This window comes from Streptomyces sp. CA-210063 (assembly GCF_024612015.1).
Classification (GTDB): Bacteria; Actinomycetota; Actinomycetes; order Streptomycetales; family Streptomycetaceae; genus Streptomyces.
The window spans coordinates 10,352,640-10,377,581 of sequence record NZ_CP102512.1 but is presented as its reverse complement, the minus strand read 5'-3'; the positions used below and the strand labels follow the sequence as shown (position 1 = coordinate 10,377,581).

Sequence of the window (24,942 nt, the reverse complement as noted above, 5' to 3'; positions counted from 1 at the left end):
GCCGCGCTTCCAGGACGTGGGCCTCCCGGGTGAATGCTCCACCGACGGCCCTCACGGGAACACCCATCGGCCGAGCAGCCGGACATACTGCGTGAATGCCTGAACAAAAGACAATTCCCCCCTTGATCCACCAGACGTGGAAGGACTCGGATCTCCCGCCGGCATGGCAGAAGTGGTCCGAGTCCTGGAGGCTGCACCACCCCGGCTGGGGGTACCGGTTGTGGACCGACGCGGACAACCGCGCATTCCTCCAGGAGCACTACCCCTGGTTCCTGCCGGTGTACGACGGCTACCCCGAAGCGATCATGCGGGCCGACGCGATCCGCTATTTCCTGCTCGACCATTTCGGCGGGGTCTACGTCGATCTGGACTTCGAGTGCCTGAAACCGGTCGACGGAATCCTTGACGGGCGGGAACTCGTCCTCGGCTGCGAACCCGAGGCGCACACACGGCTGCTGCTCGCCCGCCGGCGCGGCTTCGCCCGCATCGTCGGCAACGCGTTCATCGCGTCACGGGCGGGCCACCCGTTCTGGGCCCATGTGCACCGGCAACTGGTCGGCGCCCACAGGCAGTCCAACACCCTCGACGCGACAGGCCCGTTCTTCCTCACCCGAGCGATCGACAACGCCCCGGAGCCGGACTCGGTCACGGTTCTCGCCCCTGAGGTCCTGTACCCCGAAGTGAGCCCGTACGCGACAGAGCTGTTCGGCCCGCAGGAAGCGGACTACGACCGTGCGAGCGCCGTGCACCACTGGTCGGGCAGCTGGGCGTGCGACACCCCGGCCCCGCCGCGGCTCTCCCCGGGCACACGGTTCCCGTTCTGGGTCAGCCAGGAACTGCAACCGGTCGCCGACGGCCTGCTCAACGTGGAGGCGCAGCGCCGCCGCTGGATCGCGGGCGCGCCCGCGCCGACGGTGTCATGCCTGATGGTGACCAAGGACCGGTCGGCGACGGCGCAGCGTGCGATCAGGTGCTTCCGCGCCCAGACCTACTCGAACCTCGAGCTGGTCGTGGTGGAGGACGGCACCGATGACGTCCTCGAGCGGCACATCCTCGATCTGGACGACCCGCGGATCCGCCATCACCGGCTCCCCCCGGAGGGACGGACTCTGGGGGAACTGCGCAACGAGGCGGTGGACCGGGCCACCGGCCCCTACGTATGCCAGTGGGACGACGACGACCTGTATGACCCGGAGCGGGTCGAGACGCAGATGGCGGCGATTCTCGCGCTCGACGCCGAGGCCTGCTTCCTCGCCCGTGAGCGGTTGTGGTGGCCCGCCCGCCGCCGGCTCGCGATCTCCTGTGCGCGGGTCTGGGAAGGGTCGATGGTGTGCGCGAAGGACCGGCTCCCGCGCTACCCGGCGCAGCGCCGGGGCGAGGACACCCCGGTGGCGGAAGAGGTGGTCCGCAGCTGCCGGGTCGTTTCCGTCGACGCGCCCGAGCTGTACACATACGTGTGCCACGGGAGCAACACGTTCGACGAGTCGCATTTCGCGGAGCACTTCGAGGTGGCGACCCAGATCTGGGCCGAACCCGGTGCCTACGCCGAGCGGCTGCTGGCCATGGCGACCCGGCTGCCGCTCCGGCCGGCGGACATCGCCCACGCCGAGACCGGTGCCGACGCCGCCGGAACCCGCGAGCGGAAACCGCGGGCGGCCCCCGAGCCCGCACCGGCGCCGGCCGAGGAGCGGCCCTCGGTGCTGGTGCTCACCCCTGTCAAGGACGCGGCCGCGTTCCTGCCCGTCTACCTGGACCGCCTTCGCGCCCTGGACTATCCGCGGGAGGCGATCTCACTGGGCCTGCTGGAGGGCGACAGCGGGGACTCGACGCCTGAACTCCTCCGGCAGGTCCTGCCGGACCTCGAGGCGGAGTTCCGGCGGGTGACGCTCGTACACCGCGATTTCGGCCTCCAGTCGGCCGGTCCCCGTTGGGAGCCCGGCATCCAGCGCCGGCGCCGGTCGGTGCTGGCCAAGGTGCGCAACCACCTTCTCTCCCGGGCACTGATCGACGAGGAGTGGGTGCTGTGGCTCGACGTCGACGTCACGGAGTACCCGAGGGACCTCGTCCAACGCCTGCTCGGCGCGCGCAAGGACATCGTCGTCCCGCACTGCGCCACCGCACCCGGTGGGCCCACGTACGACCTCAACACCTTCGCCCTCAGGCCCGGATCCGGTGCGCTGAACTGGACTCAGTGGCTTCGCGACGGCATCCTTCAGCCTCCCAAGGGCTTCGGCCGGATGTACCTCGACGAGCTGCGCGGGCGGGGACTGGTCCGCGTCGACTCGGTCGGCGGCACCGTGTTGCTGGTGCGTGCCGACCTGCACCGCGACGGCCTCGCCTTCCCGTCCTTCCCCTACCGGCACCTCATCGAGACCGAGGGGCTGGCCGCGATGGCCCAGGACATGGGCACCGCCTGCTGGGCGCTGCCGGATCTGGAAGTGGTGCATCCGCACCATGCCGCAGCGGAACCGGCGCGCACCGAAGCCGTGGCCCTTTCCTGACCGGCGGGGTGCCCGACGGGCATCGACCCCACCGCCTCACTCACCGTGAGTGTTCGTTTTGACACATTAAGTGAGCAAATTTACGGTGGTTCCACTGCCTCGCCGAGGAGGTTTCCGGCGATTCGGGGCAGTTCCCCATCCCCTCCAGAAAGGCACCACCGTGAAAGCCCGTGTCATCACTTCCCTGGCCCTCCCCGCGGCACTGGCCACCGCCGGACTGCTCGGCACCGCGGAGGCGGCCTACGCCGCCATCGGTCCGGACACGCTGACGGCGTCCGCGACGTACGGATACCAAGGGCAGCCCATAGACGGCGAGGCCAGCCTCACCCCCGGGTCCGGGATCCCCTGCACGCCGATCGGCAACGTGACCATCACCGACTACGGCTACTGCTGCACGCCGATCGGCAACGTCACCATCACCGACTACGGCTACTGCCGGGACGAGCACGAGCACGGACGCGACCACTACGAGCACGAGGGCGACCACCACGAGCACGGGGACGACCACCACTACGAGGATCAGAGTCAGCACAGCTGACGCATGGTCCAGCGGTCTGCTCGGGCGTGGCCCTCGAAGGGATTCGGGGCCCCGCGCCCGGGCACACCGCGTCCGGCCACCGTCGCGACCCGCGTCCTCCCGGCTCCCGTCCCACCGCCCTCCCGTTGTCGAAGCGAAAGACCGCGCATGCCTCACAGTCCCGACGGTTCCGCCCCTGTGGTCTCGGTGGTCATCCCCTGCCATGACTACGCCCGCTATCTGCCCGAGGCCCATTCCAGCGTGCTTGCCCAGACCTTCCAGGACTGGGAGCTCGTCATCGTGGACGACGGCAGCACCGACAACACCGTCGAGGTGGTCCAGTCCCTGATCGACCGCCATCCCGACCGGCGCGTCAGGCTGCTCCAGCAGGCCAACGCCGGCGTCTCCGCCGCGCGCAACACCGGGATCGAGGCCGCCACCGGCCGCTACATCCTTCCGCTGGACGCCGACGACGTGATCGCTCCCACGATGCTGGAGAAGACCGTCGCGGTCCTGGACGCCAACCCCGGCATCGCCATCGCCTCAACCGATGTGTTCACCTTCACCGACGACGATCTGCCCCCGCAGGCGATGCCCCTCCCCGCCTACAGCAGAGAGCTGATGCTCCAGCGACTGATCATGTTCTACTGCTCGCTGTACCGACGTGAGGTGTGGCAGACCGTGGGCGGGTACGACGAGAGCATGCGGGCCGGAGAGGACTGGGACTTCTGGATCGGCTGCGTCGAGCACGGCTTCGACGCCCACCACATCCATGAGCCGCTGTTCGGGGCACGCAACAAGGACACCGGACTGCATCTGGAAGCCGCCGAGAACGACCTGGCCATCCGGGCGCGGATCGTGGCCAGGCATCCGAGCCTGTTCAAGCCGGTCACCCGGGGCTGGGCGCAGGCCGTGCTCAGCAAGGACGCCGAAGCCTGTCTGCGGGACGAGCAGGTGCCCGACGACATCCTCACCAGGGCTGCCGAGATGGACCAGTTCCTGACCGCCGTCATGGCCCTGCAGCGCACCGCGCGGGTGCAGTACTACCACATCCAGCGGCTGGAGAAGGCACTGGCCGCTCGCGACGGCGCCGCCGATCCGCCCGTTCCCGAGAAGGCTCCCGCCCCGGCGACGGTGTCCGCCGTCTGACGCGGTGGCCGGCTCATCCGGCGGCCGACGTACGGCCGTACGGGTCCGGTGCCAGCCGGACCAGCATCTTGCCGGTGTTGCCGCCGGACAGCAAGGACAACAGGGCCTGCGCCGCGTTGTCCAGGCCGTCCACGACCGTCTCGCGGGCGACCACCCCGCCCGAGCGCAGCCAGCCGGAGACCCGGTCCTCGAACTCCGGGCGCAGGTCCTCGTGATCGCGGACGATGAAGCCGCGCAGGGTCAGTCGTTTGAGGACCGCCTGGATCAGGTGATTGATGTCGGCGGGCCCACGGTCGCCTCCGAACTGCGACATCATGCCGCACAGTGCGACACGGCCGTCCGTGCGCAACGCGTGCAGCGCGGCGGCGAGTTGCTCCCCGCCCACGTTGTCGAAATAGACGTCGACGCCTTCGGGCGCAAGCCGGGCCAGTGCCTCACGCACCGGCTCGGCCCGGTAGTCCGCGGCGGCGTCGTAGCCGAACTCCTTCACCAGCAGGGCGCACTTGTCCGGCCCTCCGGCGGTCCCGACGACGCGGTCCGCGCCCAGCATGCGCGCGAACTGGCCGGCGGCACTGCCCACGGCGCCGGCCGCCGCCGACACGAAGACGGTGTCTCCGGGGCGCAGTGCGGCGATCCGGGTCAGACCGACGTACGCGGTGAATCCGGTCTGGCCGAGCAGGCCCAGCCAAGTGGGCAGCGGGGCGAGTCCCGGGTCGATGCGACCGGCGCCGTCGGTGTCCGCCGCGTCCAGCACGGCCCATTCCCGCCAGCCCAGTTGGTGGCGTACGTACGTGCCTGACCGCACCGAGACACAGCGGCTCTCCTCCACGACGCCGAGGGCACGGCCGTCGAGCGGCGAGCCCGGGGTGAAGTTGTGCGTGTAGTGCTTCTCGGTGCTCTCCAGGCGCCCGCGCATGGACGGGTCGACGCTCATGTAGAGGTTGCGGACGAGCAGTTGCCCCTCCCGCAGGGGCGGCAGCGGGCGTTCCTCGACGGCGAAGTCACCGGGGAGCGGTTCTCCCTCGGGTCGGCGCACCAGACAGACCACCCGGGTGCTACGAGGTGTCACGGAGTCACTCCTCCGGCTGCGGGGTCGTACGCCGCCGGGCGAGACGGCCGACCCAGCCGGCCATCTGGAGGTCGGCGTGGCGCAGTTCGCCCGACTGCCACCGGGCCTGGAAGTCGAAGACGCCCTGCGCCCCTGTCCCGGGATCGGTCACCTCGACGAGTCCGTCCTCGGTGAGCCGGTACACATGCCCGGTCAGCGGGTGGATCACTTGCTTGGACATGGGGCCTCACTCCTGCACTCGGCGGCGCACGCCGCGCTTGGTCACGGTCACCGGGCCCTCGACCCGGAGCCGGCAGGCGAGCCGGGTCAGGCCGTCCACCGGCCTGCGCAGGGACTCGATGCCCTCGCGCTCCAGCGGGCCCACCGGGGAACAGTTCTCGGCGCCGTCCTCGACCTGGACGAAGCAGGTACGGCAGGTGCCCTTGCCGCCGCAGACGGTGGGCCAGCGGTAGCCGAGCCGCTCGGCGGCGGTGAACAGGTCCTCGCCGTCGAGGACTTCGAGCTCGACGCCGGAGGGCATGACCGCCACCCGGTGGGTCACTTGTCCATCCAGTGGTCGAGCGTCCGGTTGAAGTGCCGGATGCGGCTCTCCTGGTAGTTGGCCAGGGTGATGCCCGGCTTGCGCATCGCCTTCAGGCCCTGCTGGACGTAGGGCAGGTTCTCGCAGTCCTGGTCGAAGACGGGTCCGAGCACGCCGAGTTCGGGGATGTCGGCGAAGAGCATGTCCTCGGGCACCCAGCGGATCTTCGCCGGGGGCGGTGTCTCGCCGTGCTTCGGGGACGACATGAAGATGATCTCGGCGGTGCAGGAGTCGGGGTCGAGGCCGTGGGGCCGGAACCGGTAGATGATGTTCGACTTGGCGCCGCCCCAGGGGTTGAAATTCGGGAACAGCAAGTAGTTGATGGCGTCCAGCAGTTCGGTGTCGGGGGTCTCCGAGAAGTCCTGCTGCGAGGTGGCCGCCAGTTGCTCGCGCATCCGCGCGGCGAGGACCTGGCGGGCGGTGCCGCCGGGAGGGATCGCCGGCAGTTCGTCACCCTCCTGCATCACCAGATCACGGCCCTGGGCGGCGGCGTAGAACGACCGCGAGTCGTAGAAGGTCTCCAGGACGTCCTCCTCCGTGACGGAGTCCGCCACGTGGGGGCTGGGCGCGCCCTGGATGTTGATCATCCGGTTCCAGTTCGGCTGGTCCGCCATGACGTCGTACTGCGAGTTGGCGTCGGCGAGCCACGGCAACATCTGCGGGTGTGTGGCGATCACATGGAAGGACTCGATGAACGCGTCCTGCGCGATCTTCCAGTTGCAGGGCAGCACCTTGCCGATGTGCAGCGACTTGTAACGCTTCTCCAGCGGCCAGATGTAGTAGTCGTCGAAGGTGCCGCGGTAGCTGTCGAAGGACTCGGCGTACGGGTCCATGTTGATGAAGACGAAGCCGCGCCAAGTGGCCACCTGGGCCTCGGGGAGGGCGAACTTCTCGGGGGTGACGTGCGGGAAGTCCCAGGCGCAGGGCGGGGTCCGCATGGTGCCGTCGAGGTTCCAGGCGAAGCCGTGGAACGAGCAGCGGAACTCGCTGACGTTGCCGCCGCCGGTGCGCAGTTTGCGGCCGCGGTGGAGGCAGACGTTGACGTAGGCGCGGATCTCGTCGGGGGCCGTGCGCACGACGATGAGGGAGTCGTCGCCGATCTCGTAGATCTCGTGGTCGCCGACTTCGGGGATCTCGCTCTCCAGGCAGGCGAACTGCCAGACGCGCCGCCAGACCTGCCGCATCTCGCGTTCGGCCCACTCGCGGGAGGTGAAGCGGGCGGTGTCGATGTCCTCGCTGCCGAGGTAGTCGTTGCGCTCGTACCTCAGGGCGGGGGGAACGGGGCGGCTGTCCTGGTCGAGGTAGTCCTGGACGCTGGGCCCGGGGCACCGCGCAGTGGCCGGCTCCGACGTTTCGTCCATCATCTCTCCTCCGGCAGAAACTTTAGAGTGAGTGTAGTTACCAGTTGCGGCACGGAGCAACACTCACGCCGGTGAACGACCCTCGCGGCTTCCGTTCCCACCATGGAGTTCAACCGCGACCCTGGAGTTTCCTACGGAGAACCTCTCCCCAAGCCCGCTGCGGCATGTCACACTCCGACCCACTTGAGGCTGTAGTTCCTCAAAAGTTTCTCCGTCTCTGGACGGGCCGCTCCAACGCCTGGGCACGTCTGTTCGCCGACGCGGTCCTCATCGTGGCGTTGGTCCTCACGGGTGGCTGATCGCCCTGCCCGCCCTTCCGTGCCGCCGGCCGGGGCCTCGGCCGGATATCACTACCAGCAAGGAGGTCTGAGAATGAAGGCTGTTCAGTACCGGCGAGTGGGGCACGCCCCCGAGGTCGTGGAGGTGCCGGTGCCCGAGCCCGGCCCGGGTCAGGTTCTGTTGAAGGTGACGGCGGCGGGGCTCTGCCACTCCGATCTGGCGGTGATGGGCTGGCCCGAGGAGCAGTTCCCCTACGTACTGCCGATGACCCTCGGTCACGAGGGTGTCGGCACGGTGGCGGCGGTGGGCGCCGGTGTCGCCGCCCTGGCGGAGGGCGCGGCGGTGGCGGTGTACGGCCCGTGGGGCTGCGGGCGCTGCCACAAGTGCGCCGAGGGCAAGGAGAACTGCTGTCCGCACGCCGCCGGGCTCGGCATCCTGCCGCCGGGGCTCGGCCGGCCCGGCGCCCTGGCGGAGTACATGCTGGTGGACTCTCCTCGCCACCTGGTTCCGCTGCACGGAGTCGACCCCGTGCAGGCCGCGCCCCTCACCGACGCCGGGCTGACCCCGTATCACGCGATCAGCAGGTCGCTGCCGAAGCTGCTGCCCGGCAGCACGGCGGTGGTGATCGGCGTCGGCGGTCTGGGGCATCTCGCCGTGCAGCTGTTGCGTGCGCTGACCCCGGCCCGGGTGGTCGCCCTCGACGTGAGCAAGGAGAAGCTGGAGCTCGCGGCCAAGGTGGGCGCGCACGAGGCGCTGCTCTCCGACGGCGAGGCGGCCGCGCGGATCCGGGAACTCACCGGCGGTACGGGCGCGGAGGTCGTCCTGGACTTCGTCGGGGCCGAGGCGACTTTGGCCGTGGCCGCCGCGTCGGTGGCGGTGGAGGGCGATGTCACCGTCGTCGGCCTCGGCGGGGGCACGCTGGCCGTCGGCTTCGGGGGCGGGCTGCCGTTCGAGGTGTCGGCCTCCTTCCCGTACTGGGGCAGCCGGACGGAGCTCATGGAGGTCCTGGAACTCGCACGGCAGGGTCTCGTGTCCTCCCACGTCGAGACCTTCACGCTGGAACAGGCACCCGAGGCGTACGAGCGTCTGCACGCCGGGGAGATCAGCGGCCGCGCGGTGGTGCTGCCGCACGCCTGAGCCGCGAACCGTGCGGGCCGGCGCCCGAGCCTCGCTCAGGCGCCGGCCCGCTCCTCTGCCGGATCTCGCCCGCCCACCGCACGCCGCACGCAGCGCCGGAGCACCGTCAGGAACTCCGGTGTCTCCCACGGCCCCCCGTCCACGCGCCCGGTGTCGTCCACGCCGAGGTCCTGGATGTCGTACCGGCCCCGGCAGTGGCCGAGGGTGAAGTAGCAGACCTCGCCGAGGCCGTGCCGCTTGAGATACAGCACCGGTCGGGGCGCGTCGTCGAGGGCCGCCGTGTCGCCCTCGGCGAAACCGCGGCACGGCCCCGTGTACTCGGCGTGCAGCAGCACCTCCAGCTCCCCGTGCAGCTCGCACACGTACAGCTCGTCGGTGACCGTGAACGGCCCGATCCCGGCGACCAGTGGATGCTCGGGCCGGGTCACCCGTACCTCGTACGGCTCGATCGGCGGGTGGGCCAGGAACTGGCTGCCGAGCACCTGAGCCAGTTCCCCGAGGAGCCGCGGAGTCGTGAAGACCCGCGGCCCGCCGTCCGTGGACGGCTCGATCACCGCGTTGGTGCCGTGCAGGGCGAGCCAGCGCCCGCCCCGCTCGACGAACCGGGCCAGCGCGGCCCGCTGCGCCGGGCGGGGCCGGACGTCGCAGGTGTAGGTGACCAGCAGGTCGGCCTTGTCGAGGGCGGCCACGCAGTCGTAGTCCTGGTACACCGTGGTGCGCAGCCGGGGATGCTCACCGAGCAGCTCCAGCAGCCGCAGCCGCGCGTGGTCGACGTCGTGCCACCGGCCGCCGCAGACCAGTACGGCGTCCAGGCGGCCGGCCGGGCCCGCCACGGCTCAGTACTGGACGCGGGTGAGCAGCCCGCCGTCCACCACGAGGTTGACCCCGACACAGAAGGAGCCGGTCCGCCCGAGCAGGAACGCCACCGCCGCGGCCACGTCCTCCGCGGTGCCGTAGCGGCCGATCGGCAGCTTGGCGAGGACCTCCTCGTACACCTCCGGGCGGCTGGTGCGGATGGTCTCCCAGGCGCCGCCGGGGAAGTCGATCGGGCCGGGTGAGACGGTGTTGACGCGGATGCCCTTCGGCGCGAGGGAGTGCGCGAGGGCCGAGGCGTGCTGGACGACGGCCGCCTTGAGCGCGGAGTAGGAGTTCGCTCCGGCCGGGCGCGCGGTGTCGGAGGCGTTGGTGGTGCCGATGGCCACGACGGCGGCCCGGTCGGAGGCCTCCAGATGCGGCAGGGCCGCCTCGACGAGTCCCGCGAACGGGATCAGGTCACCGCGCAGGCTGGCCTCCCACGACTCGGAGCCCTTCACATTGCCCGCCGACACGTTGGACACCAGCAGGTCCAGGCCGCCGAGTTCAGCGGCCGCCCGCTCCACGAAGCCCGCGAGGGCGGCCGGGTCGGTGACGTCGACCGGCTCCGCGAACACGGTGGCCCCCTCACCGCGCAGTTCGGCGGCGGCCTTGGCGAGCCCCTCCTCGCCCCGGGCGCACAGCGCCAGCGCGCAGCCCTCGGCCGCCAGGGTCGCGGCGATCGCCCGGCCGATTCCCCGGCTCGCCCCGGTCACCAGCGCCTTCGCGCCTGTCAGTCCCAGATCCATCGATGTCACTCCTTTGTGATTGCCGAAACGGTCCCGCTGCCGCGGGGTTGTGTCCTTCAGTCGCCGGAGAGCTGCGAGAACGGCGCCCGGTCCGCCCGCGGCTCCGGCAGCAGTTTGAGCACGCGCTCGCCGATCAGGTTGCGCTGGATCTGATCGGTGCCTCCGGCCAGCCGGTAGCCGGGGGCGCCGAGCAGATGCTGGGTCCAGGCGAACGTGCCCGGTTCCCCGGTGTCGGCGCTGATCCGCGCCCCCATCAGCTCGGCGGCGACCTGTCCCGTGCGGGTGAGCAGGTCGGAGGCCATGAGCTTGGTCAACGACGCCTCGGGACCCGGCCGGCCGCCGGCGGCGCTCGTCCTGGCGACGCGGTCCACGGTGGCCGCGCGCAGGGCGGCCCGTACGTACAGGTCGGCGAGGCGCTGACGGACCAGCGGGTCCGAGGTGCGGTCGAGGGAGCGGGCGAGGGCGAGCACGTCCGAGAAGGTGCCGCCCTTGCGGCGGTTGCCGCTGCCGGAGGCCGTCCGCTCGAAGGCGAGGGTGGTGGTGGCGACCTCCCAGCCCTGGCCCGGGCGCCCGATCCGGAGCCGGTCAGGGACGCGTACGCCGCTGAGGAAGACCTCGTTGAAGGAGGCGCCGCCGCTCATCTGACGGATGGGGCGCACCTCCACTCCGGTGGCGTCCATCGGGACCAGGAAGGCGGTGATGCCGGCCTGTTTGACGACGTCCGGGTCGGTGCGGGCGAGCAGCAGACCGTAGTCGGCGAACTGGGCGCCCGAGGTCCACACCTTCTGACCGTCGATCACCCAGTCCTCGCCCTCGCGGCGGGCGCGGGTGCGCAGGGCCGCGAGGTCGGATCCGGCACCGGGCTCGCTGAAGAGCTGGCAGGCCAGCAGATCGGTGCGCAGGAACGGGCGTGCGTGGTCGTGGAGTTGCTCGGGCGTCCCGAACAGGGAGACGGCCATCGCGACCAGGCGCACGGTGACGCTGATGAGCTCGGTGGACGGCGGCACCTCGAAGGCGGACTCCTCCTCGGCGAAGGCCGCCACATGGGCAGCGGTCAGGCCCGCGCCGCCCTTGTCCGCGGGGAGGGTCAGTGCCTGGTAGCCGGCGTCGAAGCGGGCCCGCTGGTAGGCGCGGCAGCGGTCGAGCAGCAGGCGTTCCTCGTCCTCGGGGAGGTTGTGGAACACGGCGAGGTCGGCTGCCTCTCCGACGGACTCCGGCGCCCGCGCCGGTTCGAGCACGGTGGCCAGCCACTGCCGGACCTGCGTGCGCCATGCTTCCGGATCGGGCTGGGACATGGCTCCTCCTCAAGCACTTACCAGATGGAAGATTCAGTAACAGTGATGGGCAAGTGCGCCTCCCCGAACCTTCGAGCTTGCGGGTATGCCTTCACTTGGGATCCGAGTGTTCCGTACTTTCTTGATAAACGCTACAGTCTCCGCATCCCCTCTCCCCTCGAATCGGGAGAGGACCGCGGAGCCGCCGGAGGAGCCATGTCGCTGCTGCCACTCGACCGTCGCGCCCAGGAGACACCCGATGAGCCCGCCCTGGCGGACGACCTGGGCGTGCTGTCCTGGTCCGGCCTCGCCGCCCAGGTGGCGCGGGCGGCGGTACGGCTGCTGGAGTTCGCGCCCGGCCCCGACGACCGGGTCGCCGTCCTCGGGGACAACGCGATCCCGACGCTCGTGGCCCATCTGGCCGGCCTGCGTGCCGGAGTGGGCACCGTGGCCACGTCCCGGAACCTCACGTCGGGCGAGCTCATCGACCAGATCATCGACGCGGGCGTGACCGGGATCATCGCCGGACCCGCCGGCGCGGGTGCCGCCCTCGACGCGGCCCGGGAACTGGGCCTTCCGCTGGTGACGCACGGAACCCCGGCGGCCGGACACGCCTTCGACTGGGACCTGTGGCTGACGGCCGCGCCCGCCGGCCGCACGCTCCCGACGGACCGGCCCGCCCGGCCTCCGCTCGTCTACACCTCGGGAACGACCGGACGGGCGCGCGGCACCGAGGTGCGCTGGGTGAGCGGCCCGGTCGCCGACAGCTCCGCCTACCTCGCGGCGATGTCCGCCCGGCCCGGATTCCCGCCGGGGCCGCATCTGGTGTGCGGTCCTCTCCAGCACAACGCGCCGCTGACCTCGCTGCGGCACCTGGCGGCCGGTCAGCCGGTGGTCGTCCTCGGCCGGTACGACGGGGAGACGTTCCTCAGCCGAGTGGAGACGTGGCAGGTCTCCTCGACGGTGATGGTGCCCACCCACTTCCAACGGCTGCTCGCCCTCCCCGAGGAGGTCCGCGCCCGGTACGACGTCTCCAGCCTGCGGCAGATCTCCCACACCGGCTCCGCGTGTCCGCCGGACGTGAAGCGGGCCATGATCGACTGGTTCGGTCCGGTGCTGACCGAGTCGTACGGCGCCAGCGAAGCGGGCACCGTGGCCCGCATCAGCAGCGACGAGTGGCTGGCCCATCCGGGCTCGGTCGGGCGTGTCCGGCCCCCGTTCGAGGTCCTGGTCACCGATAACGACGGCCGGCGACTGCCGCCCGGCGACCACGGACTGCTGGCCTTCCGGGCACCCGACGACCAGGGCGTCCGCTACCACGCGGACCCGGACAAGACCAAGTCCGCCTATCTCTCCCCCGGCGTCTTCACGCTCGGCGACATCGGCTACGTCGACGGAGACGGCTACATCTTCATCACCGACCGGGCCGCGGACGTCGTGGTCTCCGGCGGGGTCAACCTCTACCCGGCCGAGAGCGAGGCCGTACTGCGGCAGCACCCGGCGGTCGCCGAGGTCGCGGTCATCGGCGTGCCCGACCCGGACTTCGGCGAGTCCCTGCGGGCGCTGGTCGTGGCCTCGGGGGACGAGCCGCCGGCCGATGACCTGGACCGGTTCTGCCGCGAGCGCCTCGCCACCCACAAGTGCCCGAAGACGTACGAGTTCGTTCCCGAGCTCCTGCGCAACGCGATGGGCAAGCTCGACAAGCGCGCGATGCGCCGCCCCTACTGGGGCTCGGAGCGGACCATCGCCGGCTGAGCCGCCCCGCCCTCCCCCCTCTCCCGCCTTCCCGCCTTCCCGCCCCTGCCTTCCCGCGCACGAAGGATCATCCATGACCGAACTCCTCCTCATCCGGCACGGTCTTCCCCTGGCGGGCGTGTTCGACCCGGGGCTGTCGCCGGAGGGCACGGCTCAGGCCGAGCGTCTCGCCGCCTGGCTCGTGCACGAGGGCCTCGACGCCCTGTACGTAAGCCCGTTCCAGCGTGCCCGCGAGACCGTGGCGCCCCTGGAACGGCTCACCGGCATGACGGCCACCGTCCTCGACGATCTGCGCGAGTGGGACACCGACGTGTCTCAGCCCTACACGCCACCGGAGCAGATCGGCGCGGACGATCCCCGGGCGGCGGCGCTCGCCGAGGGACGCTACGAGGACTTCGTGCCCGACCTGGACTGGGACGCCTTTCGCGCGCGTGCCGTGCGGGCCATGGACACCATCCTCGACGCCCATCCCGGCGGGCGGGTCGCGGCCGTCTGCCACGGCGGCATCACCAACACCTATCTGGCGACGGTGCTCGGCCTGCCCACGATGTTCTGGTTCCACCCCGACTACACGTCCGTCAGCCGGGTGCGGCGCATGCCCGGCGGCCGGATCGTTCCGCACTCCGTGAACGAGACGGCCCACATGATCGCCGAACGTGCCGTCGACGCGGTCGTCTGACCCCGTCCCACTTCCCAGGAGGTCCCGGCCATGCCCGGATCCGTCATCGTCGCCGGAGCGAGAACCCCCATCGGCAAGCTGATGGGTGCCCTGAGCACCGTGTCCGCGGTCGACCTCGGCGCCCACTCCATCGGCGCGGCACTGGCCGCCGTCCGCCTGGACCCGGCGGCCGTGGAAGCCGTCGTCATGGGTCATGTCGTGCAGGCCGGGGCCGGGCCCAACCCGGCACGGCAGGCCGCGGTCCGCGCCGGCATCCCCTTCTCCGTCCCCGCGAGCACCGTCAACAAGCTCTGTCTGTCCGGTCTGCACGCCATCGCCCTGGCCGACCTCATGATCGCCTCCGGCCGTCATGAGGTGGTCGTCGCCGGTGGCATGGAGTCCATGTCGGGCGCCCCGCATCTGCTGCGCGGGGCTCGCACCGGCTGGAAGTACGGTTCGGCCGCGGCGGAGGACGCCCTCGACCGCGACGCCCTCGTCTGCGCCTTCGACGGCGTCTCCATGGGCGCGGCCACCGAGCGCCACCAGGAGCCGTTCGCCCTGACCCGGGAGGAACAGGACGAGTACAGCGCGCTGTCCCATCAACGGGCCGCCCGGGCGCAGGAGTCGGGCGCGCTGACCGGGGAGATCGCCCCCGTCACCGTGGCGGGACGCCGGGGCGAGACGGTGGTGGACACCGACGAGGGCGTACGGCCGGGAAGCACCGCCGAGAGCCTGGGGCGCCTGAAGCCGGCGTTCTCCGGCGCGGGCACCATCACCGCCGGCAACTCCTCACAGCTCTCGGACGGCGCCGCGGCCGTCGTCGTGATGAGCGCGGAGCGCGCCCGGCGCGAGGGCCTGACCCCGCTCGCCGAGATCGGCGCCTACGGCACCGTCGCGGGCCCCGACCCCTCGCTGCTCGTCCAGCCGGCCGGCGCGGTCCGTGACGCCCTGTCCCGGGACGGCCGGTTGAAGGCCGCCGACCTGGACCTGTTCGAGATCAACGAGGCGTTCGCGGGAGTGGCCCTGGCTTCCGTGCGGGAGCTGGACATCCCGCTGGACAGGGTGAACGTCAACGGCGGAGCGATCGCGCTCGGGCACCCGGTCGGCATGACCGGGGCCCGGCTGGTGCTGACTCTCGCGGCGGAACTGCGGCGGCGCGGCGGCGGCAGCGGCGCAGCGGCCCTGTGCGGGGGCGGCGGCCAGGGCGACGCGCTGTTGCTGCATGTGCCGACCCAGGACTGAACCCGGAGACGAACCATCATGAACGTCCAACTGACCTCGGTCGACACGGCTCTTGTCGTGGCGACCCGTGCCCTCGCCGCCGACGGCGTCGTCTCCCTCGCTCTGCGCCGCCCCGACGGCGGGACGCTCCCCGCCTGGACGCCGGGCGCCCACATCGACGTACTCCTGGACGGGGAAGACGGCGGCGAGGGCACTCTGATCCGTCAGTACTCCCTGTGCGGAGACCCGGCCGAAGGCGGGGCGTGGCAGATCGCCGTGCTGCGCGAGCCGCAGGGCCGCGGCGGCTCCGCGTACGTCCACGACCATCTGCGCGAAGGCGCCACCGTGCGGGTCCGCGGACCGCGGAACAACTTCCCGCTGCGGCCCGCCGCACGCCATCTGTTCATCGCCGGCGGCGTCGGTATCACGCCCATCCTTCCCATGGTGGAGGCCGCCGAGGCCGCGGGGACCGACTGGCGTCTGCTGTACGGCGGCCGCACCCGCACCTCCATGGCGTTCCTGGACCGTCTCGCCCCGTACGGGGACCGGGTACTCATCCGTCCGCAGGACGAGTACGGCCTGCTGGACCTCGCGGCCCACCTCGGCGTACCGGAGGAGGGCACCCTGGTGCATGCCTGCGGTCCCGAACCCCTGCTGCAGGCGGTGCGGGAGCAGTGCGCGGGCTGGCCGCCCGGCACGCTGGGCTTCGAACGGTTCGCCCCGGTACGGACGGCCGAACCGGGCCCGACCGGGGCCTTCGAGCTGGAGCTCGCCCGATCCGGGCTCACCCTCACCGTGCCGCCGGACCGTTCGGTGCTCGAAACCGTGGAGGAGGCCGGCGTCGCGGTCGACTTCTCCTGCCGGGAAGGCACGTGCGGAACCTGCGAGACCGACGTACTCGACGGCAGGCCCGACCACCGTGACTCCCTGCTGACCGAGGAGGAGCGGGCCGCCGGTGACACCATGCTCATCTGCGTCTCCCGCTCGTGCGGGCCTCGCCTGGTCCTCGATCTGTGACGGCGATCACTTCGAGTAATTTACTAGGACGTCCTAGTATCTCTTCCGTCAGCAGTACCCCCGCCCTGCCCGGGAAGGCCCCCATGAGCGATCCGCACCGCCCCGTGCATCCTGTCCGTCTGGTCACGGCTTCGGCTCTGTTCGACGGGCACGACGCGTCGATCAACATCATGCGGCGCATCTTCCAGTCCCAGGGCGCCGAGGTGATCCACCTGGGACACAACCGGTCGGTGCGTGAGGTCGTGGACGCGGCGCTGGAGGAGGACGCACACGGTGTCGCCGTCTCGTCGTACCAGGGCGGACACGTCGAGTACTTCGAGTACCTGGTCGAGTCGTTGCGCGCACAGGGGGCGCGGCACATCCGCGTGGTGGGCGGCGGAGGCGGCGTCATCGTGCCCGAGGAGATCGCCCGGCTGCGTGACAGCGGGGTGACCATCTTCTCCCCCGAGGACGGCCAGCGGATGGGCCTCGCCGGGATGGTCAACTCGGTGGTGAAGGACTGCGACTTCGACCTCTGGGACGACAGGCCGGCCGACGCGGCCGCCGTGCTGGCCGGTGACCGGTTCGCGATCGCGCGCGCGATCACCGGCGCGGAGCTGGGCAAGCTGCCCCCGGATCTCCTGGAGCAGCTGCGTGCCGCCTCCACGGCACGGGTCGTGCCGGTGCTCGGCATCACCGGCACCGGCGGCTCCGGGAAGTCCTCACTCACCGACGAACTGGTGCGCCGCTTCCGCGTCGACCAGCAGGACAAGCTGCGTATCGCGGTGATCGCGGTCGACCCGACCCGCCGCCGCGGCGGCGGGGCGCTGCTCGGTGACCGGATCCGTATGAACTCCCTCGACGGGAACCGGGTCTTCTTCCGGAGCCTGGCCACCCGTGGCGGCCACGAGCTGCCCGAGCACCTGTCCGATGTCATCGACGTGGTCAAGGCCGCCGGATTCGACCTGGTGGTCGTGGAGACACCGGGCATCGGTCAGGGTGACGCGGCGATCGTGCCGTTCGTCGACACCTCTCTGTACGTGATGACACCGGAGTTCGGCGCCGCCTCCCAGTTGGAGAAGATCGACATGCTCGACTTCGCCGACGTCGTGGCGATCAACAAGTTCGAGCGGCGCGGCGCCAAGGACGCGCTGCGCGACGTGGGCCGCCAACTGGTCCGTAACCGCGAGGCGTTCGACAAGCGGCCCGAGGACATGCCGGTGTACGGCACCTCGGCGGCGACCTTCAACGACGACGGTGTCACCGCGCTCTACCAGCACCTGCGGATGAGCCTGGCGGAGAGGGGGCTGCCGCTGTCCGAGGGTGCGCTGGCACCGGTCGACGTGCGCCACTCCTCCGGCATTCGGCAGGTGGTGCCCGCGGACCGGGTGCGCTACCTCGCCGAGATCACCGACACCGTCCGCGCCTACCACGCGGAGACCGGCCGACTGGCCGAGGCGGCAAGGCGGGTACAACGCCTGGAGGCGGTCGGCGCCGAACTCGTCGCGGCCGACTCCGACGCGACGAACGTGCGGTCGCTGCTCGATGACGCCCGCAAGCAGCTCCCGCACCACATCACGGAGCGGATCGAGAACTGGCCCGCCGTCATCGCCTCCTACTCCGGAGACGAGCAGGTGGTGAAGGTCCGGGACAAGGAGATCCGTACCAGGCTGACCCGCGAGTCCCTGTCCGGCAACAAGGTCCCGCGCGTCGCCCTGCCCCGTTTCACCGACCACGGGGAGCTGGTGCGGTTCTGGCGCGGGGAGAACCTGCCCGGCCACTTCCCCTTCACGGCCGGGGTGTTCCCCTTCAAGCGCGACGGCGAGGACCCGGCGCGGATGTTCGCCGGTGAGGGCGATCCGTTCCGTACGAACCGGCGCTTCAAGCTGCTCTCCGAGGGCCAGCCGGCCACCCGCCTGTCCACCGCCTTCGACTCGGTCACGCTCTACGGCCGGGACCCGGACGAACGCCCCGACATCTACGGCAAGGTCGGCACGTCCGGGGTGTCGGTGGCCACGCAGGCGGACATGAAGGCGCTCTACGACGGCTTCGACCTGATCTCGCCCACCACCTCGGTCTCCATGACCATCAACGGACCCGCTCCGACCGTCCTGGCGTTCTTCCTCAACACCGCCATCGACCAGCAGACGGAAGGGTTCCGAGCCGCCGAGGGCCGTGACCCCTCGCCGGAGGAGGCGGCCGAACTGCGGGCGCACGCGCTCGCGAACGTGCGCGGCACCGTGCAGGCCGACATCCTCAAGGAGGACCAGGGGCAGAACACCTGCCTGTTCTCCACCGAGTTCTCCCTGCGGATGATGGCCGACATCCAGGAGTGGTTCATCGAGCACAAGGTCCGCAACTTCTACTCCGTGTCCATCTCCGGCTACCACATCGCCGAAGCGGGCGCGAACCCCATCAGCCAGCTCGCCTTCACCCTCGCCAACGGCTTCACCTACGTCGAGGCCTACCTGGCCCGGGGCATGCGCATCGACGACTTCGCCCCGAACCTGTCGTTCTTCTTCTCCAACGGCATGGACCCCGAGTACTCCGTCCTCGGCCGGGTCGCCCGCCGTATCTGGGCCGTCGCGATGAAGGAGAAGTACGGGGCGGGCGAACGCAGTCAGAAGCTGAAGTACCACGTCCAGACCTCCGGACGCTCCCTGCACGCCCAGGAGATGGACTTCAACGACATCCGCACCACCCTCCAGGCCCTCACGGCCATCTACGACAACGCCAACTCGCTGCACACCAACGCCTACGACGAGGCCGTCACCACCCCGTCCGAGGAGTCGGTACGGCGGGCGCTGGCGATCCAGCTCGTCATCAACCGCGAGTGGGGCCTGGCGATGAACGAGAACCCCCTCCAGGGCTCGTTCGTCATCGACGAACTCACGGACCTGGTGGAGGAGGCCGTCCTGAAGGAGTTCGAGCGCATCAGCGAGCGCGGTGGTGTACTGGGCGCGATGGAGACCGGCTACCAGCGGGGCCGTATCCAGGACGAGTCGATGCTGTACGAGCAGCGCAAGCACGACGGCACACTGCCCATCATCGGCGTCAACACCTTCCTCCGCCCCGGCGGCGACAGCCGGCCCCCGGAGCTGGAACTCGCCCGGGCCACCGAGGCGGAGAAGCAGTCCCAGCTGGAGCGTGTGCGGGCCTTCCGGACGCACCACCGCGACGAGGCCCACCACGCCCTGGCCGCTCTCAAAGACGCGGCGACGAGCGGCCGCAATGTCTTCGCCGTCCTCATGGACGCGACCCGGGTCTGCTCACTTCAGCAGATCACCGAGGCCTTCTTCGAGGTGGGCGGCCAGTACCGCCGCAACGTCTGACCCGGCCCCGGAACCACCCCGCAGCGACTCATCGAAAAGGACCTCAGATGCATCCCGTTACCCGTCTCGGCGTCGTCGGATGCGGCCTCATGGGCTCCGGCATCGCCGAAGTCGCCGCCCGCAGCGGTATCGACGTCCGCGTCGCCGAAGCCACACCGGACGCGGTCGAGGCGGGCCGCCGCCGGATCACCGCCTCCCTCGACCGAGGCGTACGGCGCGGGAAGCTCGGCGAGGATCAGCGGGACCAGGCCCTCGCCAGGCTTTCCTTCACCCATGACCTCAGCGACATGGCCGACCGCCAGTTCGTCATCGAGGCCGTCGCCGAGAACCGCGACATCAAGACCGAGGTGCTGCGCACGCTGGACAAGGCGGTCGAAGACCCTTCGGCGGTCCTGGCCACCAACACCTCCTCGATCCCCATCGTCGATCTCGCCGTCGTCACCGAGCGGCCCGCGCAGGTCATCGGCATGCACTTCTTCAACCCCGTGCCCGTGCAGCGGCTGGTCGAGCTCATACCCACCCTGCTCACCGGCGCGGACACCGTGCTGCGCACCCGCGGCTTCGCCGAGCAGTTGGGCAAACAGGCCATCCAGGCGCCCGACCGTTCCGGCTTCGTCGTCAACGCCCTCCTCGTGCCCTACCTGCTCAGCGCGGTACGGATGGTGGAGTCGGGCTCCGCGCGGCCGGAGGACATCGACCGGGGCATGGAACTCGGATGCGCCCACCCCATGGGGCCGTTGCGCCTGCTCGACCTCATCGGCCTCGACACCGCCCAGGCCGTGGCCGAGTCGATGTACGAGGAGTTCAAGGAGCCGCTGTACGCGCCGCCCGCGCTGCTGCGCCGCATGGTCGCCGCAGGCCACCTCGGCCGCAAGAGCGGCCGCGGCTTCCACACCTACGACGCCTGAACAAGGCGGTGCACGATCTTCTGCCCGTGGTCGGTCCCCCTCAGGCGTCGGGGTCGCGCAGGCCCACGCAGTCGAAGGCCCAAAAGACCTCCGAGTAGACGAAGGTGCCCGTCATCCACGGCTCGTGAGCGGACAGTCGGGCGACCTGGAACGCGGCTTCGGGAATGCGCAGCGACGGTGGACGGAAGCCCACCGCGGCGGCTTCCTCGAAGCCGCGCGTGCCGTAGTAGTGCGGCGAACCCTCCAGAAACACCAACGGCACACCCTGGCTGTCGGCCGCCGCGAGGGCGTACGCGATGAGCTGAGTGCCGATGCCCTGACGCTGGAACTCCGGGACCACGCCCAGCGGTGACAGGGACAGGACGTCCACGATCCGGCGCGGAGCGTCCAACCGTGCCGCGCTCAGCAGGACATGCCCGACGACCCGGTCATCGACGGTGGCGACGAAGGACATCGGCGCCAACGGGGCCTCCGCGACACGAAGTGCCTCCACGAGCCCGGGAATCCGCTCGCCGTCACCGAAGGCGCGCGTATGAACCTCGCGCACGTCTCGGTGATCGTCAGCGGTCTCTGGCCGGATCACCGGCCCGGCACCGCCGGGAGCGGTGCGGGAGCCTTCGGGCGCAGCGTGTGACGTCATGGCCGCGAGGGTAGATCGCGGGGCGGCTCGGGCGCGAGGCGATTACGGCCGGTCGGATCCTCCATTCACGACCATTCGACAGCATCGCCTCCGGCGCAGGGCCGTCGCTCGTCCCGGCGGCTCGGCGACGGCCTCGCCTTGATGGCGGCCGTCATCCGGCGGCCGAAGACTCCAGGCCGATCCGCGACGGCGAGGCGGTGCGGTCGGACGCCTCGTCGGTGCGCCAGCGCTGGGACCTGCGAACTCTGTCCTGCGGTACGGGCTCCAGGAGGATGATCGATCCCTCGGCCCGGCGCAGGGGTGTCAGGGCCACTCCGGGCTCCGCGACGAGGGTGAACAGGCCATCGGCCGCCAGGTCGTACCGCGTGTCGCGGGATTCCTCACCGTCCGTGCCCTCCGCATCGGCACACGGCCGCAGGGCGAGCGTGCCCTGCGGCTCGGCGTTCAGACACAGCCCGGGGGCCGACTGGTTCCGCAGCCGTCCCCCGTCCTCCAACCGCCACATCTGGGTCGCCGATCCCCCGCATTCCGCCGTCACCGCGGGCGTACCCTCCGCCTCCGCCGAAGCACGCAGGTCGAGGCACAGCCCGGTCCTCACGTTGCGCAGCCGCGTGACCAGGACATCGCTCGCGCCGGGCGCGGTAGTGGCGCCGGGCGCGGTAGTGGCGCCGGGCGACCGAGTGACGGCGGACGGTCGGGCGGCGGAGTCGGACGGGCTCCGGGTCGGCCCGGGCGTCGGACCGCCCGCTGCCTCGCGGTCGTCATCGGTCCCGCTGAGGGCCATGGGCGTCGCCGCGATCACCCCGCACAGGACCACTCCCATGGCGACGAGCAGCGGCCACCGGCGCCGCCGCGGTGCGGGGTCACCCGCAGCCGTCCGCCGGTCCTCGGCGCCCGCGGGCTGCGGGGCGGGCTCCGAACGCGCGTGGGCCGAATCGATCGTCCGGCGGGCGGTCCGGGTCGCGAGGTAGTCCGCCGCGCGGAATCCCAGTACGGCCTCAGCGAGCAGGGTGGGGAGCCGGTCCGGGGACTGGTCCAGCTGGTCCACCGCCGTCGCGCAGTAGGCGCAGCGGTCGAGGTGTTCGAGTACCTCCGCCATCGTCTCGGCGCAGGTGCGGCGGGCGTGGACGTCGATGAGCCGGTTGAGGCGGCGGCAGCGCTCGTCGGGCGCGAGGTCCAGGTGGGCCCGCACGCACTCGTACCGCAGCAGGGTGCGGGCGTGTTCGGGGTTCAGCAGGGAGGGCTCGGCGCCGAGCAGGGACGCCACGATCTCGAGGTCCTCGGCCTCGACCTCGGTGTGCCACAGCAGTACCTGGGCGCGGTCCGGCAGGTTCCGTAAGGCGCGCAGGACCAGTCTCCGGTCGCCGCTCCCGCGGTCCGGGGCGGACTTGGTCCGCCGCCCGTCACCGGTTCCGTCGTCCCACAGGTCCGGTTGCAGGGACGAGCGCCTGTCCTCCGCACTCCATCCCCGGGCAGCCTCCAGGACCGCCGCGAGCAGCCGCGGCCGCCACGGGTAGTCGGCGCCGGCATGCGAGGCCGCGTCGCCGTAGGTGTTCCGGAAGGCCTGACCGGCGAGCCGCTTCGCGGCGCCCGGGATCGGCCCGGTGCACAGCGCCGCGTACTCCAGGACGGATCGGCGATGCAGCGTCAGCAGTTCCTCGACCGAGACCGCTGCGTCGCCCCGTTGCTCCTCCCCGGGCTCGGCCTGCTCGGAGACGTGATCCTCTCCAGGCGTCATGCGCTCTCCTCCTCCCTGTTCCGTACCGACGAATGCGGCCGCCCACGGTTCCGCGCCCGGACGCCCGAGCCGGATGGTCGCGATCACGCCGGGATCGGTCAGGAGTACGTCTCGCACGGTTACACGGTTCACTGAGCGCGAATGTCGGATCCACAGGTGGTCGACCTGCCCGCGCGCCCCGGCGATTCCAGTTGAACGCGTTCAAAAATAACGGGTACGCTGATGCCGAGTGAAGCCGAGGGGGTTTCGATGAAGGTAGTGCTGCCCGGGGGTACCGGACAGGTGGGCACGATTCTCGACCGTGCGCTGACGGCGGCGGGTCATGAGGTGACCGTGGTGACCCGGCGTCCCGCGCGGGCGCACGACGTCGGCTGGGACGGGGCCACGCTGGGCCGCTGGGCCGCGGCGATCGACGGCTGCGATGTCGTGATCAACCTGGCCGGTCGCAGTGTTTCCTGCCGTTACACCGCCGAGAACCTGCGGGCCATGATGGACTCCCGGGTGGATTCGGCGCGGGTGGTCGGCGAGGCGATCGCCGCCGCCGCGCGGCCACCGCGCGTCTGGCTGCAGATGAGTACGGCGACCATCTACGCCCACCGCTTCGACGCCGCACACGACGAGGCGAGCGGGGTGATCGGCGGCTCTGAGCCCGGGGTGCCGGACTACTGGGCGTACAGCGTCGAGATCGCGGAGAACTGGGAGCGGGCGCAGGCCCAGGCGCCGACTCCCGCGACCCGCAAGGTGGCGCTGCGCGCGGCGATGGTCATGAGCCCGGACCGGGGCGGGGTGTTCGACATGCTGTCGCGGCTGACGCGATGCGGGCTGGGCGGCCCGGTGGCCGGCGGCGGCCAGTACGTCTCCTGGATCCATGCCGAGGACTTCGTACGAGCGGTGGAGTTCCTGATCGCCCGGGACGACCTCGAAGGGCCGGTGAACCTGGCCTCACCCGGCCCCCTTCCGCACCGCGACTTCATGCGGGCGCTGCGCACGGCCTGGGGCGTCCCGGTGGGACTGCCGGCGACGCGCTGGATGGCCGAGCTCGGGGCGTTCGCCCTGCGCTCGGACACCGAACTACTGCTCAAGAGCCGCCGGGTGGAGCCGGGCCGGCTGCGCACGGCGGGGTTCACCTTCGCATATCCCGAGTGGCAGGGCGCCGCTACCTCCCTCGTACAGCAGGCCCGGCCGGCTCGCACGGCATCGGGCCGGACCCGCGGATCGAACAGCCACGCCCAGTAGACGACCACCAGGTACGGGATCGGGCGTCCCGTCTCCGACGTCCGCAGCGGACCGGTGTGTCCGACGGCCGGCCCCACGGCCACGGCACGACCCGCAGCGCCTTGAACCCCGACTCCCGTACGCAGCGACGCAGTTCCCGCACCGCCACCATGGGCTTGCGCAGGTCGACGGAGGCGACGCCGGCCAAGCGGTCAGGGGCGTGGGCGACGAACGCGGCGACCTCGTCGTCGGAGATCAGCGCGCCTTCGGGGCCGTACCAGGCACTCAGCAGCGACAGGTCGACGCCGCCGGCGTCCATGGCGGCGAGGGTGAGGTCGACCGGGAGTTCCTCGGTGAAGTTCCCGCAGCGCAGCGACCACTGGAGGCTCCGCGGGCCAGAGTGTCACCCGAGCAGTTCGCCCGACGAGGCAGCTCGACGATCGGCTCCCTGGCGATTTCCTTCCCGCCCGTTCGCGTGACCGCGTCGGCCGTGCCCACAATGGCGCTGGGCGAGCGGAGCGGCATGCGCCCAGGGCGGGTGGGTCGTCGGGAACGGGGCACGCACGCACTGCAGGCCTTGCTTCTCCTGGCCCCGGGAGAAGGGAGTGTCCGATGGTCGCGAGTCGGACTCCTGTACTCCTCGTGCCCTCACCCGGAGAACCAGCCGGTACGGCCGCGGCGAGCACGGACGGCCCGGGTGAGGCGTCGAGCCCACCCGGGCGTGCGGAAGGTGACCAGGGGCGTGCCGTCAGTCGCTCAGACGTCGGCGCAGCAGCTGCTTGCCCAGGTCGGCGCCCTTGCGGCTGTCGGCCTGTGCCTTGCGGAACAGCTCGACCACCTCGGTGTCCTTCTCCCGTTCCGCGTCCTGGATGTACGACTCGAGGCGCAGCGCGTTGTTCAGGCAGGCCTCGACGTACCAGATCAGGTTGTAGTCCTTGTCGGCCGTTCCGGTCACGTGGCCGGTCTCGGTGGTGCTGGTCACGTTCTCCTCCTCCGTTTCGCGGACCAGGG

Annotated in this window: 22 protein-coding genes; 11 read left to right on the top strand and 11 right to left on the bottom strand. The window is 71.1% G+C overall.

Annotated features, from left to right (window positions below; translation table 11 throughout):
- Window positions 1-122 precede the first annotated feature (122 nt).
- The 3 genes from JIX56_RS45200 to JIX56_RS45190 all read left to right on the top strand — a co-directional run bounded on the left by JIX56_RS45200 (window position 123) and on the right by JIX56_RS45190 (window position 4,167).
- Complete coding sequence (locus tag JIX56_RS45200; RefSeq protein WP_257549947.1) at window positions 123-2,501, top strand: glycosyltransferase; 2,379 nt, start codon at window positions 123-125, stop codon at window positions 2,499-2,501.
- A 160-nt stretch (window positions 2,502-2,661) separates the two neighbouring features.
- Window positions 2,662-3,039: a hypothetical protein gene (locus JIX56_RS45195; RefSeq protein ID WP_257549945.1), complete on the top strand. Its 378-nt coding sequence runs from the start codon at window positions 2,662-2,664 to the stop codon at window positions 3,037-3,039.
- A gap of 147 nt (window positions 3,040-3,186) precedes the next feature.
- On the top strand, window positions 3,187-4,167 hold the full coding sequence (locus JIX56_RS45190; protein ID WP_257549943.1) for a glycosyltransferase family 2 protein: 981 nt from the start codon (window positions 3,187-3,189) through the stop codon (window positions 4,165-4,167).
- A gap of 13 nt (window positions 4,168-4,180) precedes the next feature.
- Here JIX56_RS45190 and JIX56_RS45185 read toward each other — a convergent pair whose 3' ends face one another.
- Genes JIX56_RS45185 through JIX56_RS45170 form a run of 4 tightly spaced genes read right to left on the bottom strand, consistent with a single transcriptional unit; the run spans window position 4,181 to window position 7,177 of the window.
- Window positions 4,181-5,236, bottom strand: coding sequence for an NADP-dependent oxidoreductase (locus JIX56_RS45185; protein WP_257549941.1), 1,056 nt, complete (start codon window positions 5,234-5,236; stop codon window positions 4,181-4,183).
- A 4-nt stretch (window positions 5,237-5,240) separates the two neighbouring features.
- Entirely contained in the window at window positions 5,241-5,456 is a 216-nt protein-coding gene (locus JIX56_RS45180) for a transposase (RefSeq protein ID WP_257549939.1), read from the bottom strand.
- A gap of 6 nt (window positions 5,457-5,462) precedes the next feature.
- Window positions 5,463-5,777 (bottom strand): (2Fe-2S)-binding protein, encoded by a 315-nt coding sequence (locus tag JIX56_RS45175; protein WP_257549937.1) that lies wholly within the window; start codon window positions 5,775-5,777, stop codon window positions 5,463-5,465.
- Window positions 5,774-7,177 (bottom strand): aromatic ring-hydroxylating oxygenase subunit alpha, encoded by a 1,404-nt coding sequence (locus JIX56_RS45170; RefSeq protein WP_257549935.1) that lies wholly within the window; start codon window positions 7,175-7,177, stop codon window positions 5,774-5,776. The genes JIX56_RS45175 and JIX56_RS45170 overlap by 4 nt, the downstream gene beginning before the upstream one ends.
- 372 nt (window positions 7,178-7,549) lie before the next feature.
- On the opposite strand from JIX56_RS45170, the gene JIX56_RS45165 reads away from it, so the two are divergent.
- Complete coding sequence (locus JIX56_RS45165) at window positions 7,550-8,593, top strand: NAD(P)-dependent alcohol dehydrogenase (RefSeq protein ID WP_257549933.1); 1,044 nt, start codon at window positions 7,550-7,552, stop codon at window positions 8,591-8,593.
- A 35-nt stretch (window positions 8,594-8,628) separates the two neighbouring features.
- Here the strand turns inward: JIX56_RS45165 and JIX56_RS45160 are convergent, their stop codons facing one another.
- The 3 genes from JIX56_RS45160 to JIX56_RS45150 are packed head-to-tail and all read right to left on the bottom strand — an operon-like array spanning window position 8,629 to window position 11,489.
- Window positions 8,629-9,426: a ThuA domain-containing protein gene (locus JIX56_RS45160; protein ID WP_257549931.1), complete on the bottom strand. Its 798-nt coding sequence runs from the start codon at window positions 9,424-9,426 to the stop codon at window positions 8,629-8,631.
- A 3-nt stretch (window positions 9,427-9,429) separates the two neighbouring features.
- The gene (locus tag JIX56_RS45155; RefSeq protein ID WP_257549929.1) at window positions 9,430-10,194 is read right to left on the bottom strand and encodes an SDR family NAD(P)-dependent oxidoreductase; all 765 of its coding nucleotides are present in this window, start codon (window positions 10,192-10,194) and stop codon (window positions 9,430-9,432) included.
- Window positions 10,195-10,250: 56 nt separating this feature from the next.
- The gene (locus JIX56_RS45150) at window positions 10,251-11,489 is read right to left on the bottom strand and encodes an acyl-CoA dehydrogenase family protein (RefSeq protein ID WP_257549927.1); all 1,239 of its coding nucleotides are present in this window, start codon (window positions 11,487-11,489) and stop codon (window positions 10,251-10,253) included.
- Between the two features lie 195 nt (window positions 11,490-11,684).
- Between JIX56_RS45150 and JIX56_RS45145 the strand changes: the two genes are divergently transcribed.
- From JIX56_RS45145 to JIX56_RS45120, 6 genes are all read left to right on the top strand, one after another.
- The gene (locus JIX56_RS45145) at window positions 11,685-13,223 is read left to right on the top strand and encodes an AMP-binding protein (RefSeq protein ID WP_257549925.1); all 1,539 of its coding nucleotides are present in this window, start codon (window positions 11,685-11,687) and stop codon (window positions 13,221-13,223) included.
- A gap of 73 nt (window positions 13,224-13,296) precedes the next feature.
- The gene (locus JIX56_RS45140; RefSeq protein WP_257549923.1) at window positions 13,297-13,902 is read left to right on the top strand and encodes a histidine phosphatase family protein; all 606 of its coding nucleotides are present in this window, start codon (window positions 13,297-13,299) and stop codon (window positions 13,900-13,902) included.
- 30 nt (window positions 13,903-13,932) lie between these two features.
- Entirely contained in the window at window positions 13,933-15,123 is a 1,191-nt protein-coding gene (locus JIX56_RS45135) for an acetyl-CoA C-acyltransferase (protein WP_257549921.1), read from the top strand.
- An 18-nt stretch (window positions 15,124-15,141) separates the two neighbouring features.
- Window positions 15,142-16,119 (top strand): PDR/VanB family oxidoreductase, encoded by a 978-nt coding sequence (locus JIX56_RS45130; RefSeq protein WP_257549919.1) that lies wholly within the window; start codon window positions 15,142-15,144, stop codon window positions 16,117-16,119.
- Between the two features lie 83 nt (window positions 16,120-16,202).
- Entirely contained in the window at window positions 16,203-19,430 is a 3,228-nt protein-coding gene (gene icmF / locus JIX56_RS45125; RefSeq protein WP_257549917.1) for a fused isobutyryl-CoA mutase/GTPase IcmF, read from the top strand.
- Window positions 19,431-19,477: 47 nt separating this feature from the next.
- A complete protein-coding gene (locus JIX56_RS45120) occupies window positions 19,478-20,338 on the top strand; it encodes a 3-hydroxybutyryl-CoA dehydrogenase (protein WP_257549915.1) in 861 nt (286 codons plus the stop codon).
- A 40-nt stretch (window positions 20,339-20,378) separates the two neighbouring features.
- Here JIX56_RS45120 and JIX56_RS45115 read toward each other — a convergent pair whose 3' ends face one another.
- Both JIX56_RS45115 and JIX56_RS45110 read right to left on the bottom strand, forming a co-directional pair.
- Complete coding sequence (locus tag JIX56_RS45115; protein WP_257551490.1) at window positions 20,379-20,921, bottom strand: GNAT family N-acetyltransferase; 543 nt, start codon at window positions 20,919-20,921, stop codon at window positions 20,379-20,381.
- A 208-nt stretch (window positions 20,922-21,129) separates the two neighbouring features.
- On the bottom strand, window positions 21,130-22,716 hold the full coding sequence (locus JIX56_RS45110; RefSeq protein WP_257549913.1) for an RICIN domain-containing protein: 1,587 nt from the start codon (window positions 22,714-22,716) through the stop codon (window positions 21,130-21,132).
- Window positions 22,717-22,965: 249 nt separating this feature from the next.
- On the opposite strand from JIX56_RS45110, the gene JIX56_RS45105 reads away from it, so the two are divergent.
- Complete coding sequence (locus JIX56_RS45105; protein ID WP_257549911.1) at window positions 22,966-23,952, top strand: TIGR01777 family oxidoreductase; 987 nt, start codon at window positions 22,966-22,968, stop codon at window positions 23,950-23,952.
- On the opposite strand, the gene JIX56_RS48250 is transcribed toward JIX56_RS45105, so the two are convergent.
- Entirely contained in the window at window positions 23,873-24,250 is a 378-nt protein-coding gene (locus JIX56_RS48250) for an amidohydrolase family protein (protein WP_443032001.1), read from the bottom strand. The two genes, JIX56_RS45105 and JIX56_RS48250, sit on opposite strands and share 80 nt — an antisense overlap.
- A 429-nt stretch (window positions 24,251-24,679) precedes the next feature.
- Window positions 24,680-24,913 (bottom strand): hypothetical protein, encoded by a 234-nt coding sequence (locus JIX56_RS45100; protein ID WP_257549909.1) that lies wholly within the window; start codon window positions 24,911-24,913, stop codon window positions 24,680-24,682.
- Window positions 24,914-24,942 lie beyond the last annotated feature (29 nt).

Coding starts and splice junctions, on each gene's coding strand:
- JIX56_RS45190 (WP_257549943.1), top strand. CDS start 3,187: ATGCCTCACAGTCCCGACGGTTCCGCCCCTGTGGTCTCGGTGGTCATC.
- JIX56_RS45180 (WP_257549939.1), bottom strand. CDS start 5,456: ATGTCCAAGCAAGTGATCCACCCGCTGACCGGGCATGTGTACCGGCTC.
- JIX56_RS45170 (WP_257549935.1), bottom strand. CDS start 7,177: ATGGACGAAACGTCGGAGCCGGCCACTGCGCGGTGCCCCGGGCCCAGC.
- JIX56_RS45165 (WP_257549933.1), top strand. CDS start 7,550: ATGAAGGCTGTTCAGTACCGGCGAGTGGGGCACGCCCCCGAGGTCGTG.
- JIX56_RS45155 (WP_257549929.1), bottom strand. CDS start 10,194: ATGGATCTGGGACTGACAGGCGCGAAGGCGCTGGTGACCGGGGCGAGC.
- JIX56_RS45150 (WP_257549927.1), bottom strand. CDS start 11,489: ATGTCCCAGCCCGATCCGGAAGCATGGCGCACGCAGGTCCGGCAGTGG.
- JIX56_RS45145 (WP_257549925.1), top strand. CDS start 11,685: ATGTCGCTGCTGCCACTCGACCGTCGCGCCCAGGAGACACCCGATGAG.
- JIX56_RS45140 (WP_257549923.1), top strand. CDS start 13,297: ATGACCGAACTCCTCCTCATCCGGCACGGTCTTCCCCTGGCGGGCGTG.
- JIX56_RS45135 (WP_257549921.1), top strand. CDS start 13,933: ATGCCCGGATCCGTCATCGTCGCCGGAGCGAGAACCCCCATCGGCAAG.
- JIX56_RS45130 (WP_257549919.1), top strand. CDS start 15,142: ATGAACGTCCAACTGACCTCGGTCGACACGGCTCTTGTCGTGGCGACC.
- icmF (WP_257549917.1), top strand. CDS start 16,203: ATGAGCGATCCGCACCGCCCCGTGCATCCTGTCCGTCTGGTCACGGCT.
- JIX56_RS45120 (WP_257549915.1), top strand. CDS start 19,478: ATGCATCCCGTTACCCGTCTCGGCGTCGTCGGATGCGGCCTCATGGGC.
- JIX56_RS45110 (WP_257549913.1), bottom strand. CDS start 22,716: ATGACGCCTGGAGAGGATCACGTCTCCGAGCAGGCCGAGCCCGGGGAG.
- JIX56_RS45105 (WP_257549911.1), top strand. CDS start 22,966: ATGAAGGTAGTGCTGCCCGGGGGTACCGGACAGGTGGGCACGATTCTC.
- JIX56_RS48250 (WP_443032001.1), bottom strand. CDS start 24,250: ATGGACGCCGGCGGCGTCGACCTGTCGCTGCTGAGTGCCTGGTACGGC.